The sequence below is a fragment of the Microbacterium istanbulense genome (genome assembly GCF_037204145.1).
GTDB lineage: Bacteria > Actinomycetota > Actinomycetes > Actinomycetales > Microbacteriaceae > Microbacterium > Microbacterium istanbulense.
On record NZ_JBBDGN010000005.1, the window covers coordinates 1 to 16360 of the forward strand.

At 70.3% G+C, this 16360-nt stretch carries 10 protein-coding genes; all 10 read right to left on the minus strand.

The genetic code is table 11. From position 1 onward, the window contains the following. Window positions 1-92: 92 nt before the first annotated feature. Genes WDU93_RS06635 through WDU93_RS06680 form a run of 10 tightly spaced genes read right to left on the minus strand, consistent with a single transcriptional unit; the run spans window position 93 to window position 16327 of the window. Window positions 93-4604 (minus strand): FtsK/SpoIIIE domain-containing protein, encoded by a 4512-nt coding sequence (locus WDU93_RS06635; protein ID WP_337318831.1) that lies wholly within the window; start codon window positions 4602-4604, stop codon window positions 93-95. 25 nt (window positions 4605-4629) lie between these two features. After that, a complete protein-coding gene (locus WDU93_RS06640; protein WP_337318832.1) occupies window positions 4630-6036 on the minus strand; it encodes an RDD family protein in 1407 nt (468 codons plus the stop codon). After that, window positions 6033-6746, minus strand: coding sequence for a hypothetical protein (locus tag WDU93_RS06645; RefSeq protein WP_337318833.1), 714 nt, complete (start codon window positions 6744-6746; stop codon window positions 6033-6035). The genes WDU93_RS06640 and WDU93_RS06645 overlap by 4 nt, the downstream gene beginning before the upstream one ends. After that, on the minus strand, window positions 6743-8374 hold the full coding sequence (locus WDU93_RS06650; RefSeq protein WP_337318835.1) for a serine/threonine-protein kinase: 1632 nt from the start codon (window positions 8372-8374) through the stop codon (window positions 6743-6745). Before WDU93_RS06650 ends, WDU93_RS06645 begins: the two co-directional genes overlap by 4 nt. Then, window positions 8371-9699, minus strand: a complete 1329-nt coding sequence (locus tag WDU93_RS06655; RefSeq protein ID WP_337318837.1) for an FHA domain-containing protein — start codon at window positions 9697-9699, stop codon at window positions 8371-8373. The genes WDU93_RS06650 and WDU93_RS06655 overlap by 4 nt, the downstream gene beginning before the upstream one ends. Beyond that, entirely contained in the window at window positions 9696-10508 is an 813-nt protein-coding gene (locus tag WDU93_RS06660) for a PP2C family protein-serine/threonine phosphatase (RefSeq protein WP_337318839.1), read from the minus strand. Before WDU93_RS06660 ends, WDU93_RS06655 begins: the two co-directional genes overlap by 4 nt. Then, window positions 10505-11713 carry an RDD family protein gene (locus WDU93_RS06665; protein WP_337318841.1) on the minus strand — a complete coding sequence of 403 codons (1209 nt, stop codon included), beginning with the start codon at window positions 11711-11713 and terminating at the stop codon, window positions 10505-10507. Before WDU93_RS06665 ends, WDU93_RS06660 begins: the two co-directional genes overlap by 4 nt. After that, window positions 11710-14100 carry a transglutaminase-like domain-containing protein gene (locus WDU93_RS06670; protein WP_337318843.1) on the minus strand — a complete coding sequence of 797 codons (2391 nt, stop codon included), beginning with the start codon at window positions 14098-14100 and terminating at the stop codon, window positions 11710-11712. The genes WDU93_RS06665 and WDU93_RS06670 overlap by 4 nt, the downstream gene beginning before the upstream one ends. After that, complete coding sequence (locus WDU93_RS06675) at window positions 14097-15356, minus strand: DUF58 domain-containing protein (RefSeq protein WP_337318845.1); 1260 nt, start codon at window positions 15354-15356, stop codon at window positions 14097-14099. Before WDU93_RS06675 ends, WDU93_RS06670 begins: the two co-directional genes overlap by 4 nt. Continuing rightward, window positions 15356-16327: an AAA family ATPase gene (locus WDU93_RS06680; protein WP_337318847.1), complete on the minus strand. Its 972-nt coding sequence runs from the start codon at window positions 16325-16327 to the stop codon at window positions 15356-15358. Before WDU93_RS06680 ends, WDU93_RS06675 begins: the two co-directional genes overlap by 1 nt. Between the last annotated feature and the right edge of the window lie 33 nt (window positions 16328-16360).

Genomic DNA, 16360 nt, shown 5'->3' on the forward strand with positions numbered 1-16360 from the left:
CACCTCCGATAATCATTGAGCCGGACCCCACCGGCCCGATACCCAAAACCTAACAAGCCCCCCAACCACACGTCGATGGGGAGGAGTACCCATCAGCCGCCGAGGCGCTCGCCCTCGACCAGCGGCATCTGCACGGTGACCTGACGGCCCGACTGCACGAAGATGCCGCGCCCCTCGGGGAAGTCGGTGCGCTTGACCTTCGGGAACGGCACCTTGAACACCGCGTCGCCGTCGAAGGCGTCGGGCTTGAGGATGATGCCCTTGCGCCCTGCCTTGAAGTCGCCGATGAAACCGAAGCCGCTGGTGACCTGCGTCACATCAGCGTCGCCCACGAGGAAGTGATCACTGCGGTTGATCGCCTGGAACAGCGCCTTCATCTCACGCTCGGCGGGGCCGTCCGCGAACTGGGGCACATCCTCCACGACGACCATCAGCCGCATCGGCAGCGTCTCGTCTGCGATCAGCTCGGCGAGCTCCTTCGCGAGCTCCTTCGCGTCGTCGGGCGTGACGGCGCTGCGCGTCCAGTCGGCGTAGTCCTTGAGCTGCGCGCGACGCCCCCCGAAGTGGAACAGCTTCACCTCCGGGTCGAAGCGTCGCATCGAGGTGATCATCGCCTTCAGCGCCGTGGTCTTGCCCGCCAGCGGCGGACCGGCCACGACGAAGGTGCCCACCGGATCGAACTCGCGTGCCGCCAGGGTGTCTTCGGCCACGCCGAGCACCGGGAACTCCCCCACGCGGTCCGGCAGGTCGCGCGGCGACAGGCGGGTGGGCAGGGCACCGATCTCGGCGACCTCCCTGGCGCCGGCGGCGCGCAGGTCGGCGGCCAGCGCCTCGAGCAGTTTGGTCTGCTCGGCGACGTTGGGGGTGCCGCCGAGGGTGGCGATCTGCGTCTCGAGGCCGTCGACGATGGCGCGACCGGGCGCAGAACGCTCGTCGAGCACGTCCTTGGGGGCGTTGAGCATCGCATAGCTGGATTCGTCGGCCAGGCGCAGCACCACGCGGCGCGAGACGTTGGCGCTCACTGCCGTGGGGACCGATCCGGAACGGTCGGCCGTGGCGACGACGTGCACGCCCAAGGGGCGCCCCTCGCCCAGGATCCGCATGAAGGTCTGGTAGAACGGCATCCGCGCCGTCGTCGATTCCCATTCCGAGCGGAACTGGGGGAAGCCGTCGATGAGCAGCAGGATGCGTGACTCGTCACGGCCGGTGAGCTCTCGGTACTCGGTGAGGCTGGCGGCGTTCGCGGCGCTGAACCGCTTGCCGCGGTCATCGAGCACGCGTGCGAGCGAGCGCAGCACGCGCTGCACGCGCTCGGCGTCGTCGCCGGCGATGATCGAGCCGACGTGCGGCAGGTTCTCGAGACTGCGCAGCGAGCCCGATCCGAAGTCGAGCCCGTAGACCTCGACGCGGGAGGCCGGGTCGTAGCCGGCCGCGATGGCCATGGTGCGCAGCACGGTCGATTTGCCCGAACCGCTCGTGCCGTACACGAGCAGCGAACCGTCCTTGTCGGGGTGGAAGTACGTGGCCTCCTGCAGCTGCCGGGCCGGCACGTCCATCTTGCCGAGCAGGATCTGCCCGTCGCCGAGCAGCGGCAGATCACGCAGGTCGACGGCACGCTCCAAGTCGTCGAGCCAGGGCCGGCGGGGAGCGGGGATGCCGGCGCTCTGCGCGGCCTTCACGAAGGTGGCGACCAGGCGCTTCTGGTCGTTGGGTCCGAGGTCTTCATCGTGCGAATCCGACTCCGGCTCCTGGTCGGCCTCCCACAGCTGCGTCGACCCGAACCGCAGTTCTGCGACTTTCACTTCCGCCGCCTGCACCTCATCGGTCGACCAGCCACCGGCGTACGCCGACTGGAAGGGCACGAGGCGCCCCGGGCCCGTCTTGGCGATGCCGCGCCCGGGCAGTGACGGCGGGAAGGATGCCGCCACCGGGTCATCCACGACGTCTTTCGAGTCGGACTCGTCGGCCATGCGCAGGGCGACGCGCAGGTTGGTGTTGGCGCGCAGGTTGTCCTTGATGACGCCGGCCGGGCGCTGGGTCGCCATGATGAGGTGGATGCCGAGGGAGCGACCGCGCTGGGCGATGTCGACCACCCCGTCGACGAACTCCGGCACCTCCCCGGCGAGCGCGGCGAACTCGTCGATCACCAGCACGAGCGCGGGCGGGGTGTCGGGGTCGCGCCGCTTCTCGAGCTCGAGGAGGTCCTTCGCCTTCTTGCGGTTGAAGAGGTGCTCGCGGTGGTGCAGCTCGGCACGCAGGCTGGTCAGGGCACGGCGCACGAGGTGCGGGCTGAGGTCGGTGACGAGCCCTACGGTGTGCGGCAGGTCGACGCAGTCGGCGAACGCCGAGCCGCCCTTGTAGTCGACGAAGAGGAACGTCACCCGGTCGGGGCTGTGCGCGGCCGCCATGCCGAGCACCCACGCCTGCAGGAACTCGCTCTTGCCGGCACCGGTGGTGCCACCCACGAGGGCGTGCGGGCCCTGCGTGCGCAGGTCAAGGGTCATGGCATCCGTCTGCGACTGGCCGATGATCGCACGCAGGTTGCCGGCCTTCTTCAGCCGTGCCTGTGGCGCGCCGGAACGGTCGAGGATCGTGTTGTTCTGCCGCCATCGGTCGACCACTGCTGCCGGATCGCTCGCCATGTCCGAGCCGACCAGCGAGAGGAACATCACCGAGTTCGGGATGTCGGAGGAGTCCTCGATCACGGTGCTCGAGTCGACGACCGGCGCGAGACGCTTGGCGAACATCGTCATGTACGCGTGCGAGACGCCCTCGACGCGCACGCCGGGGTAGCCGACGCCGCTGCGCACCGTGCCGACCGTGGCGTTCTCGAGCCCCTCGCTCACGTCGATGAAGCTGCGGCAGGCGGCGGGAAGTGCCGCGACGACCGGCGCCACGAACAGCGCGTACACGCCGACATCCGCTCCCCGCTCGAGAATCTGCGTGAGCCGGGCACGGTCGACGGGGGCGTCGTTGGTGACGATCACCAGCACGGCCGTCTGACCAGGGAAGCTGGCCTCTTCCGAGGCGCGCTTGACGTCGGTGCCGTACAGCATCGGATCCCAGTCGTCGCCGTACGGCGGGCGGGGCGAGGTGGCGGCCTTCGCGCGCCGCATGACGAGCTCTTCGAGGCCGCTGAGCAGGGCCGTGCCGGTGGATGCCGAATCTGCGAGCGGAACATCCTTGAACGGGTTACGTTCGCTCGAGGTGTGCGGCAGCCACTTCAGCCAGTCGAGTTCGTTGGCCCAGCCGGGCTCGGTGAGGGCGACGGCGACGAGCTCGTTGGGGGAGTGCATGCCGAACAGCTGCACGGCAAGGCCCCGCAGCGCGTCGCTGGCGAGGGAGGTGGGACCGGCGACGCCGATCGAGCCGACGCTCTGCAGCGACTCCAGGATCGGCACGTCGTCGATCATCTTGTAGCGCTCTTCGAGCCGGTCGACCCGTTCGACATACTCGACGAGGGCCTCGGGTGTGTCGGTGCGCTTGATGCGCGTGCGGGCCTCATCGGTGCTGACGCCCAGGCGCAGCGACAGGAAGTTCCAGTGCTCGGGCCGTCGCGTCCACAGCAGCGGTCCCAGCCGCATGGCCTCGTCGAAGACCACGGCGACAGCCGGCACCTCGTTGTGGCGCACCTCACGCTCCCGCGGGTGCGCGTGGTAGAGCCTCTCTTCGAGGCGCTCGAACTGCTCCTCGAACGAGTCGACCTCTTTGCGCAGGCGCTGCCCGAGGTTGGTCTTCTGCGAGATGAAGTTGCCGAACATCATCATCGGCGACGCCGCGGCCATGAGCAGGGAGAGCGCGCGTCCGGTGATGGCCCACATGCTCACGGCGAGCAGGATGGGCGCGACGAGCATGGGCCAGGGGAAGAGCCGCTGCACCTGATCGCGCGGGTACCGGGGTTCGTCGAGGTCCTCGCCGCTGAAGCGGGGCTCGACGCGAGGGCTGCGGTTGAACAGCAACGCTCCGCCACGCTCGAGCACGGGGTCGGCGGCGGCCGATCCGTCGAAGTCGCTCACCATGCGCACGACCAGGTCGCTGTCCCCGATGGTGAACGTCTGCCCGGGGATGACGCGCAGGCGCTGCACCAGACCGCCGTCGACGAGCAGACCGTTCGCGGAGTTCAGGTCGACGATCTCGACGAAGGTCGCGGCCACCTCGATGCGCGCGTGCCGCTTGGAGACCAGCGGGTCGGGCAGGGCGACGTCGCTGGCGGCGTCACGCCCGATGAAGAAGTGCCCCACCGGCAGGGGGAATTCTTTGCCTGCGGCCGGGCCCGAGGTGACCGTGAGCAACGCGGCGGGCTTGGCACCGCTGGGAGCGGCGGATGCCCGGTTCGGGCCGAGGTTGGTGATCTCTGCGAGGAACCCCGAGCCGATCGGTGCGTCACCGATCAGAAGATCGGGGTTCAGCGTCTCGAGCCCCTCACTCGTGGGCGCGGCCACCGACAGGCTCAGCGTGTCGCCCTGCCGCGCGGCGGTGCTGCGCAGCGGGTCGGTCGTGGCGATCTGGCGCGCCACATCGGCGACGGTCGCGGTCGAGTCTGCCATCACGACGATGTCCGTCAGCGGTGCGCCCGGGCGGCGCAGAGTGAGCTTGACTCTCATCGGTTCTCCTGATCGTCGGCGGTCGTCATGCGCGTTCCACGCTCAACGTGCGATCGCCGAAGCGCACGATGTCGCCGGCCTGCAGCGCGGCCGGATCCCCGGCCGCGAGCGGCGTCTCCACACCACCGCGCACCAGGCTGCTGCCATTGGTCGACCCACGGTCGACGACGATCACACCCCGGCGGGCGGGCAGAATCGCGAAATGCGTCTTCGACACCGATCGGGTGTCATCCGCCACCTGAATGAGCTGCACGGCGCCCTCGCCGGCAACGGGCGCCGGCGCCCGGCCGAACAGCGTCGCACCGCGCACGTCGATACGCTCACCGTCGTCGAGGACGACCACGGCTCGTACCGCGATACCGGGGCGGTCTTCCACCGCGGATGCCGACGGCGGGGGAATCTGCTCGGCGGTCGGAGATGCGGGCGCGGGAGAAGCGGTCGGCGCGGACGGCGCTTCGACGTTCGGCGGGGAGGCGGGCGGTGTGTGCGGCGCCGGTTGCACGGCGAAACTGTCGAGCAGCTGCCCCGGAGACAACGGCGGCGGCACCGCGTCGACCATCTCGGTCGGCGCCACGGGGACCGAGGGAGCAAAGGCGGGTACTGCCGGGGTCGCCGCGAGGGGCGAGACGGGAGACGGCGCTGCCGGTGCCGGCGCAGGAGCCTCGGATGCTCCCGTGCCGACGCTCATCCGGTGTGCACCGATCACCCCGCCGGACAGACGACCCGACGGAACATATTCCGCAGGAGCATCGCGGTCGACGGGGGTGGCCAGCGAAGGCAGGGGCGCCTTCTCTTCGTGCTCCGGTGTCGTGAGTGTCTTGCGCGCGATGCGCATTCTCTTGGTGTCGTAGGGGTTCAGCCCCCGGCGCACATCGACGAGCCACATCGCCGCTGCCATGTCCGGCCAGCCGCGCCCGCGGCGTTCCGGGTCGAACAGGGGCGAGAGGGCGATGACCAGCACCGGGCCGATGATCGGTACGAGGAAGGAGGCATACATGAGCAGGTAGCGCACGACGGCTCCGCGCCAGAAGCGCGGCTGCTCGAGGGTGCGCACGTTGATCGACCGCAGCCCGAACATGGCCTTGCCGACGGTGACGCCCTTGCGCCCGAGCAATACCAGCTGCACGATCGTGAAGATCATCACCAGGGCCTGTGAGATCACGACGGCCGCGATCGGCCAGAGCAGTTCGCCCGCCTGCAGCATCCGCATCGGGTCTTCCCCACCGGTGATGCGCAGGGCTGTCAGCGTGCCGACGATCGTGCCAGGCAGCGCGAGCACGGCGAAGATCATCAGCTCGACGATCGTCGCCATCACCCGACGGCCGTAAGGGGCGCGGATCAGCCCCAGCGCCGCCGCGTATGCGGGATCCGGGCGACCGTGCTCATCGAGTCCTTCCACGGCGCGGGGGCCGTCGTCGATCTCCCAGATCAATCCTGCTCTCCTTCGACGTCGGCCTGCGGCGCATCGAGCAGGCCCAGGTCGGCGCGGGTCACGAGCCGCGAAGCGACCGCGTGCTCGACCAGACGCGCGCGGCGGTTGGTGGCGAAGCTGCGCTGACCGCCACGCATGCCGGGCACCCCGATGCGGTCGAGCTTGTCGCACACGTTGTCGAGCTTGCGGTTGAACCGCGTCACGGTCCACCCCAGGCGCTCCGCGGCTTTCGCCGAGGTGGGGATCTCGCTGCGTCCCGTGCCGTCACGCCGCAGCTGCGGCTCGGCGAGGGCGAGGATGAGCAGCTTCTGGCTCTCGGTGAGAGGAACGTCACCGATCGTCGAGGCGCCGTCGGCATCCGCCTCATGCCGTGTGTGCCGGAAGGTGGGTTCGGCGGCGTGCACGGTGAGCTCGTAGGTCGTCGGCCCCGCGGTGAAGACGACGGTGGTGCGCTCGAACACGAGCGGCAACCTGGCCCCGGGGGACAGCCACGCCTGCACGCCTCCGGCCGAGTCGGTCACCGTCGCGGTGAGGCGCGTGCCGATGTTGGCCAGCCACCACAGGCCCTCGCCGTGCGCGATCTCGAGGAAGTGCCGGTGCAGGAACAGGTTGTCGTCGAGTTCGAGGTCGCCCTCCCGTCCCACGAGGAACGGTTCTTCATCGCTGACCGGGAAGTACTCCCCCGCGAACTCGACGGTCACCGCGCTCATTCCACGCACTCCCTCACCGGGTCGGATGCACGCCCGTCGGCGCGCTTCAACGTCACTTCGATGCAGGTGCGATCCGGATGCGCCCCCGGCAGGGTCACACTCGTCTCGGCGATGTTCTGCGCCGCCTGCGGGCCGTCGAGGGTGATCTCCTGCCAGATGAACGAGTCACCGTCTTCGGGGTCGGCGTTCATCCACGTGAAGCTGACCTGATCTCCCGCGCGGGTGCCGCTCAACTCCGTCACGGCTGGCACGAGGTCGGCGAGCGGGTCGACGGGGGCGGATGTCTCGGATGGCGCTGTCGTCGGTTCCGGCAGCACGAAGCCGGCGATCGCGTCACTGAACACGAAGTACAGCACGATGAGCAGCAGGGCGACGCTGCCGCCGACCCAGCCCCACCAGGGCATCCCGCCGCGCTTCTTCGCCGGCGCCTCGGTGGGCTGCGGCGGCGCGACGACCGCGTCGGCGGGCGCGGATGTCGGTGCCTCGGGCGCGAGCACGCGCGGCGCGCGCAGCAGCGTCTGGTCGTCGGCCGCCGCGGATGCCGCCGGTGTCGGCGGGCGCAGCTGCGTGTCTTCGACGACCGCGGCCACAGGCACGACGGGAACGTCGAAGCGCGGCATGTCCGCCGCGACGGCGCCAGGCCGCTTCGGCTCGGTGATGGCCGACGGGCGCGTCGCGGTCTGTGAGTTCGGGTCGATCGAGACGACCTCGCGCACCCGAGTGAGGCCGTCGCCGTCGTCGTCGACCTCGTCGGTCATCGGATGCTCGTCGACGATGTCGATCGGGGTCACCGAGTGCGACAGTTCGATCTGCACCTTCTGCAGCGCCCGCGCGAAGGCCACCGCGCTGGGGTAGCGGTCGTCGGCGTTCTTCGCCATCGCCCGATCGAGCACGGCCTGCAGGCTGGCCGGCGAATCGGGTCGGTTCAGCGAGGGCAGAGCCATCCGCTCGATGCGCTCGATGAGATCGGCGCTGGTGTTGCGTTCACCCGCACGTTCGAACGGCGACCGACCGGCAAGCAGGGTGTAGACCGTGGCGCCGAGGGCGTAGACGTCGGTGCGCGGACCACTGCGGGGCGGGTCGCCGAACGACTCGGGCGGCGACCACGGAATCGACATGCCGGCCGCCTCGGTCACGGCCCCGCCGGTCGAGGCGATACCGAAGTCGGTGAGGGCGGGCCGGTTGTACTCGGTGACGAGGATGTTCGCCGGTTTGATGTCACGGTGCAGCACGCCGGCGCGGTGCGCGGTCTCGACGGCGCCGGCGACCTGGATGCCGACGCGCAGCGCTTCGGCGACCGAGAACGGCTCCTTGCGTGCACGCACCTGCAGGTTCGGGCGCGGGCAGTACTCCATCACCAGATAGGGGCGGCCGTCGCCGGCGACTCCCGCCTGGTAGATCGTCACGATCGCGGGATGCGTCGACAGCATCGCCATCACGTTCGCCTCGTCAGTGAACTCCTGGGCGGCGCCCGAGGTGATCCGCTCGGCGATCAGCACCTTGACCGCCACCCGGCGGCGCGGCATCTGCTGCTCGTAGAGGAACACATCCGCGAAGCCGCCCGTCCCGAGCGGCTGCACGTAGACGAACCCGGGCAGCTCGGGCGGCGGCGAGGGAGTGCGGGTCACGCGAGCCCCTCGAAGGCGACGGTGATGCCATCGCCGAGGTCGACGACGTCGCCGGTGAGCACGAGCGTGTGCTCACCCGGGTGCAGACGCACCGGGTCGGCCCCGGGGCGCAGCAGGGTGGATCCGTTGGTGGTGTGCAGATCGATCACCACGACCGAGTCGCCCTCGGGGCGGATCTCGAGGTGGCTGCGCGAGATGTCTTGCTGCGGGCTCTCCACGGCGACCAGGTGCGGCAGCGTCGTTCCGCTGGCTCGCGTCGCGCGGGGACGACGTCCGATGATGATGGTGCGATCGAGCTCGATGACCTGACCGCTCGACACCCGCACTCGACCGGCGGATGCCGCCGGCTGCTCCACGACATCGAAGACGGCGGTCGGGGCATCCGGGGCGGATGACTCGTCGCGCAGACGGCGGGCCTCGGCCAGCGAGATGGTGGCGCCGTCGTGGTCACCGAAGGCGGCCGGAGTGGGCGGGGCGGCCGGTGCCGGAGGAGCGGATGCCGGCGAGACCTGCACGGTCGCGTCGGGGAAGAGGTCGTCGATCGACGGGGCGGCCTCCTCGTCGTGGTCGGTGACGTCCGCCTCCGGTTCCGGGGCGTAGGTGAACTCGCTGGGCATCAGCGTGTGCTGCGGGGCAGGGGGCTCCGCGACGACGTTCGCTTCCGCGTCCACCTGCTCGATCAGTTCAGTGGCGACCTGCTCGGGCGCGGCCGGCGGGTCGATCTCGATCTCAGCGTCGGGCTCCGGCTCGGCGATCTCGGGCGCGGCGTCGGGCTCCGGCTCGGCGATCTCGGGCGCCTCAGACGCGGGCGCGGCGAATGCGGGGGCGTCATCGGCGGGTGCCTCGCTTGCCGTCTCGTCTGCGGCGACGGCCAGGGGCACTTCCTCCTCCGAGGTGTCGCCGACACGCACCGCACCGGCGAGGACGACGCCCGACCGGAGCGGGTACTCGGCCTGCGCACGGCTGTCATCGAGCAGCAGTTCGAAACCGCGTGACTCGGCCACGAAACGCTCGCTCCAGGTGGTGACATCAGCACCCGAGACATGGCCGCCGTCGGCGACACCGGCGATCTTCACGTGCACCGGACCGCGCACCGCGAAACGCGTGCCATCCGGCCCGTCAAGCGCCATGGCGAAGGAGCCGAGCGTGGTGATCGAGCCGTCGGCGAGCGCGTCGATGACCTCGGTCAGTGCGGGTGCACCCTGCTGGAGCATGTCGGAGAGGCGGGTCACGCGGGTGGGCGCGGTGTCGGCGGGCACGGCGATCACGCCGGCATCCTCCGCGATGACCAACCACGACCCCGGGCGATAGACGATCTGCTTCATCGGACCCCTCCATTCAGTGCCTCACGCGGACGCGTGTCGTCATCGACCTCGTCCGAGTGCACGATCGTTCCCGGCCGAGACGCGACCGAGACGGCATCCACGATCACCACAGTGACATTGTCACGGCCCCCGGCCTCGACGGCTTCGGCGGTGAGGATGTCGGCGGCCCGCTGCGGGTCGCTCTGTTCCGCCAGGACAGCGCGGATGCGCTCTTCGCTGAGCTCGCTGGTGAGGCCGTCTGAGCAGACGAGCATGCGGTCACCGAGCTCTGCCGGGAACAGCCAGTAGTCGGCGTCGCCGGTGCTGCCCGCACCGATGGCCCGGGTGATGATGTTGCGGCGAGAGTCGTTTGCCGCTTCTTCCACGGTGATCTCGCCGCTGTCGATGAGCTCCTGGATCACCGAGTGATCCACCGTGATGCGTTCCAGCCGGCCGTCGGCGAAGCGGTAGGTGCGCGAGTCTCCGATGTTCAACGAGAGCCAGTACCCCATGCCGTCGACCGAGGCGATCACCACGCCGCTGAGCGTCGTGCCCGCGCGCGCGGCACCACCCGAGGCGAGATCTTCGACCGCGGCCCTGGCACGGCTGAGAGCGCCACGCACGTCTTCGAGGGCCAGCGCCTGCAGGCCGACGAGGCGCCCGAACTGCTCGATCACGGCGGCGCTGGCCCGCTCCCCCGCCTCGTGCCCGCCCATGCCGTCGGCGACGAGGAACACAGGTGCCGCGGCGAGGTGCGCGTCTTCGTTCAGGGTGCGGCGCTGGCCGGTGTGGGTGGCGGATGCCGCGCTCACGCGTACCGGGGCACTCATGCGTACCCGCCGATGGTGACGATGCGGTCGCCGATCTCGAGCGCGTCGCCCAGGCGCACCGGCATCCGCTGCCCTGGCGGGCAGGCGATGCGGGCGCCGTCACGGACGACGAGCGTGCCGTTGGTCGAGTGCCGATCCATCACCCAGCCACCCGAGGGTGATGCGCCTGCCTCGAAGTGCGTCTTCGAGAGCGAACGGGTCTCGTCGCGGACCACGACGACGACCGCGTCGGGCTCCTGTTCGGGGTTGCGCCCGAACACGGTGCGGCCAGACACGGTAACGCGCTGACCGTCGTCCCAGGTGAAGACGAGGCGGTGCCCGGGGATGCTGATGCGGGTCGACTCGATGTCGTCCTCGGATGAGGCCGGAGCAGGAGGAGCCACGGGCGCGGCTGGGGCAGGCGGAGCCACGGGCGCGGCCGGTGCAGGCGGAGTGGTCACCGACGGCGTGGGTGCCGGTGGCGCGGGTGCCGGCGGGACGGGCTCCGGCGGGACGGTAGCCGGCGGCGATACGACGGGCGCGGGCGTGCGCGGGGGCGTCGGCTGCGTCACACCGGGCACGAACGAGATGAGCGGATCCCCCGGCGCGGGGGCATCCGTCCGCGGTGCGACAACAGTCTCCTCGGGGAGAGCCGCGGGCGGCGCGACCGGCTGCGCCACGGGCGGTGCCGGCTGCGCCGCACTGACCGGAACGGCAACCGATGACGGTGCGGGCGGAGCCGGCAGCACCATGGCGCTCGTCTCGGGGTGCGCGTCGCCCTTCGGCACGCGCGCGTCGATCATCAGGGCGCCCGTGGCCTTGTCGTGCCAGCCCTGGAAGCGCCCGGACGAGTCGAAGAGCACCGAGAAGTAGCCGACGACGAATGCGGCGGTCAGCCCCCAGACGATGTTGCGCAGCAGGGCCTTGCCGAAGCCGAGCGGCTCACCGGTGGTGGCCGAGACCAGGCGCAACCCCTGCGCGCGCATGCCGATCGAACCGGCACCACCCTGCATCCAGGTGTAGACGAGCGCCCAGGCGAGCGAGACCAGCCCGAGCACCGGGCCGCCGAACAGCAGGGCCGTCAACTCGCGGCCGGTGAGCGCCCACACCCCGAAGAAGAGCAGCCCGGCGACGATCCCGATCGCACTCGCGATGAGCACATCGATGATGTACGCGATCGCCCGCCTCTGAAGCGGGGCGACAGTGCCCGCGGGAAGCATGGTCATGGGGTGTTCTCGCTCTCGGATCGCTTCGCGTTCTTGTCGATGTTGCCAGGTTCACGGCGGATGCGCGCGGTCGCGGCATCCTTCAGATCCTGCATCCGCGCGGCAATGCGGCCCTTGCCGGTGAGTGATCGGATGCTCAGTCGCGCCTTCAGGCGCTTCCAGAAGCCGACGTCCTTGCCCATGCCGCCGACGGCCGCGTCGACATCGTTCCAGAAGGCGTCGACCTCTTCATCGGTCGGCTCGGCCGGCCCGAACACCTGACCGTCCGCACGTTCGGCGAGAGCCGTGACCGTGGGAACCGTGAGGGCGGCTTCCACCACCGCCGCCTCTTCCGTTCGGGTGCCGCCGGGCGCGAGGCGGGCGCCGTAGTCGATCGCGCGATCGGTGAGTTCGTCCCATCCGCCGCTGATGCGGTCGCTGCGCCGTTCGGCGAGCCGTCGTGAGCGCCGCTTGGCAGCCTTCCACGCCCCGATCACGATGAACGGCGAGGCGAGGATGAGCAGCACGAGCAGTGAGACACCGACGATCGCGAGGATGACCGCGATGATGCCGAGGATGTTCGGAGTGTCGTCCTCGGGTTCACGGTCATCCGGCACGGTCGGAGGCAGGTCGACCGGCTCCTGCGGCGGGGGCGGCGGCTGCAGCACCTGCGGCTTCGGGTCGACTCGCGGCTTGGTGTTCTGATCCTGAGGAACCTTGTCCTCGGGCGGCGTGGGGTTGATCGTCACCCAGCCGAACCCCTCGAAGGCGACCTCGACCCAGGCATGCACGTCGTCACCGGTGGCGGTGAAGACCGGCTCGCCCTCCTGCTTCTCGTCGGGGTAATAGCCCATGACGACCCGGGCCGGGATGCCCATCTCGCGGGCGGCGAGCGCCATCACGACCGCGTACTGCTCGTCGTCACCGATCATCTGGTCGCCACCCAGCAGCGTGGCGATGCGCTCGGCGGTGTGGCCGGCTCGCGAGAGCACCTCGCCCTCGAGGCCGTGGCTGAAGAAGCCCCCCTCGGCGAAATAGGTCTCCAGCGCACGCACCCGCTCGATGTCGGTCTCGGCCTCGGCGTCCGAGATGATGTCGGCGGCGAGGGTGGCGAGGTCTTCGGGCACGTTCTTGGTGGGCGGCAGCGTGATGTTCGCGAACGACGCCTCGGCGAGCTGCTCGTCGGTCACCTTGGGCGGCACGATCACGTCGAGCGTGTACGCGTCGCCCTTGGTGAGACCAGCGGTGGTGATCGTGGTCTCGGTGCCGACGTTGTGATACGCCCCGCGGCGCAGTTCCTCGGCGCGGGAACCGTCGAAGGTGAGGTCGTCGGTGGCCGTGACCCCTGGCACCCACACGCCGCTGTAGTCGGCGATCTCGACGCGCACGGATGCGGGCACGCCTTCCGCCTCCGGCACCATGTCGGCGCGCAGGGGCGCGAAGGCGCTGGATGACTCGGGACCGCCGTCGGCGACGTTGTAGACCACGCCATCCCAGTCATCCATCGCAGCCAGTCGAACGCGGGCACCGTCGGGCAGGCCCGAGACGGTGAACAGCGTCTTCTCCTTCTGGTCGCGCACGGTGCCGCGGAACGACTGCAGCGGGCTGGCGTAGTCGCGCACGTTGAAGGGCGGGATGATGCTGTCGCGGAACACCTGCCGGGGCTCGATGGGGGTCGTGGCCGCGCTCACGGCGATGCCGGCGCCCGCGGCGATCGCGACGACCGCCACGCCGCCGATGAGTCGTCGCGTGCGCATGTGCGCGGCGCGGGTCGGGTCGACCTGTGACACGTCGACGGCCGAGTTCTGCGGCGCCCACCACGCGCGCAAGGACAGCCAGATGACGGTGACGACCGCGAGCACGACGCCCTGGACGAGCGGGAACGCCGGGTCGGGCACGCCCATCGCGATGACAAGCACGAAGGCACCGAGCACCGGCAGCAGTGCCCAGGCGGCCTGCCGCAGTCGTACGGCGAGCGAGCCGGCGGTGACCGCAGCCAGCAGCGCGACCAGGTAGACGACGAGCAGGTGGCCATCGGCGGCCGAGACCGGGGCGACCGTGGTGAGCAGCTGCTTCCACGAGGTGACGGCGCCCAGCGCGAGACCTGCGAACGTGTCGAGCGTCGGGATGACGCTGGCGATGGTCGTCTGCGGCAGCGCGAGCGCACCGCCGAAGAGGAAGTACACCACGATGGTGATGCCGGCGATGACGAGCACGCCCCAGCGCCGCCAGGCGCAGACGAGGGCGACAGCCAGCCCCAGCAGGATGCCGCCGATCGCGGTCAGCATGAAGCTGGCGCCGCCGAAGGTGGGCCAGAAGCCGATCAGAGCGACCAGCAGCAGCACCGCCATGGCACCGAGATCGAGTGCCCAGCGGCGCACGGGGCGGGCGGTGGTCACGGCGGTCATGCGAGCACCTTCTGCAGGGCGAGGGGGAGCTGTTCGAGCGCACCGATGGTGACGACGTCGGCGTCGCCGATCTTGCGCAGCGCGGGCTGGTCCAGGCCGCCCTGCACGACGACCGCGAGGGCCCGGGCACCGAACGGCAGGCGGGAGCAGGCCACCCGCAGATCTTCGGTCGAGACGGTGGATCCGCACACCAGCACCACGACGCTCGCGAGGGGCATGGTGGCCGAGAGCACGCCGGCCAGGTCACGGATGCCGCCCTCGCGCGGCTTGGATGCCTCGACCATCGCGAGGGAGTCCAGCAGCTGCTTTCCGGTGCCGGAGGTGAGTTCGCGTCCCTGCACCCGCACGTCGACGCGCTGCGAGTCGCGCAGGGCGCGCAGACCGATGGAGCCGGCAACAGAGATGCCGAGTTCGAAGTCGTCATCGGTGCGGTAGTCGCCGCTTGACCGTGACAGGCCGATCACGAAGTGCGAACGACGGGTCTCCTCGAACTGGCGCACCATCATCACGCCGGTGCGGGCGGTCGAACGCCAGTGCACGTGGCGCAGGTCGTCGCCGGGCTGGTACTCCAGCAGTGCGTGGAATGAGACGTCGTCGCGCGATAGATCTGCGGCCGGGAGGCCTTCGAGATCCCGCAGGAAGCCGAGGGACTGCCCGCCGAACAGCACGGTGCGCGGGTGCACGTACAGGTCGACGGGGTCGTCGCGGCGGTGCGCACGTTCGAAGATGCCCAGGGGGTCGCCGCGGACGACACTGACCGGGCCGACCTCGACCACGCCACGGCGCTGGGTGGGGATCGCGAAGAGCTCTTCGGCCTGCTGCTGCGGCGCGAGGCGCTGGATGGAAAACTCGCCACGGCCGGCGCCGACGGGCAGCACCACGCGGGAGGGCAGGATGGCGCGGCTGCTCGGGTTCGACAGCGTCAGGGCACCGATCGCGCGCTCGCCGACCACCACCCGAGTGCGGGCGAGGTCGAGGTCGACGTCGTACTCGGTTCGCCCGATCAGGAACAGCGCGCAGATCACGAGGATGAACGCCAGCACCGTGGCGGCGACCCGCAGCTCGTACCAGCCCATGAAGGCGCCGACCACCCACAGCACGACAGTGAGCGCGATGAGCACCCACCCGAGCGGTCGGATGGCCGAGGCGATCAGGCGCGCCCGTGCGAGGATGCGCGCGCCGAGCAGCGCGACGATGTCGCGCCATCCGGCTTCGCGTTCGTCCTCGCGGGGCGCGGCGGCCGTGCCTGCCGACATCAGGCCGCCGATCGAGCCTGGGGTGCGGCGACCGTCTCGAGCACGCGACCGATCACGACATCCGAGGTGGTGCCGGCGAACTCGGCCTCGGCATCGAGCAGCAGACGGTGCTGCCACACCGGGCGGGCGAGCGCCTTGATGTCATCCGGCAGCACGTAGTGCCGACCGTGAGCGGCCGCCCACACCTTCGCGATGCGGATCATCGCGATCGCGCCACGCACCGACACGCCGAGCTTGATCGCCGAGTCGGCGCGGGTCGCCTCGGCGAGCTCCGCGGTGTAACGCAGGACGGCGGGTTCGACGTGCACGGTGGCACCGAGGTCGGCCATGTCGGCGACGGCACCGGTGGTGATGACGGCCGAGAGGGCCGCCGACGGGTTGCGCTGCGAGGCGCCGGCGAGGATGCTCTCGGTGACGGCCAGGTCGGGGTAACCGATCGAGGTCTTGATGAGGAAGCGGTCCAGCTGCGCCTCGGGCAGCTTGTAGGTTCCGGCCTGCTCCACGGGGTTCTGGGTGGCGATTACGAGGAACGGGCGGCCGGCCTCGTGCGTGACGCCGTCGACGGTCACCCGCGACTCCTCCATGACCTCCAGCAGCGCCGACTGCGTCTTCGGCGAGGCGCGGTTGATCTCATCGGCCAGCACGATCGACGCGAAGATCGGGCCCTTGTGGAACTCGAAGCGGTGCGACTGCTGGTCGTAGATCGTGACGCCGGTGACGTCGGAGGGCAGCAGGTCGGGCGTGAACTGGATGCGCGAGCTGGTGCCCTGCACGGTGGCGGCGAGCGCCTTGGCCAGGCTGGTCTTTCCGGTGCCGGGGGCGTCTTCGAGCAGCACGTGGCCCTCGGCGAGCATGGCCGCGATCACCAGGCTCACCACATCGGGCTTGCCCTGCAGCGCCTTGTCGACGTTCTCGACGAGGCGGTGGAAGGTGCCCTGGAACCAGGCAGCCTGTTCGGGGGTCATCGTCATGTCAGTTCTGTTCCTTCTGTGTGCTTCACGGTG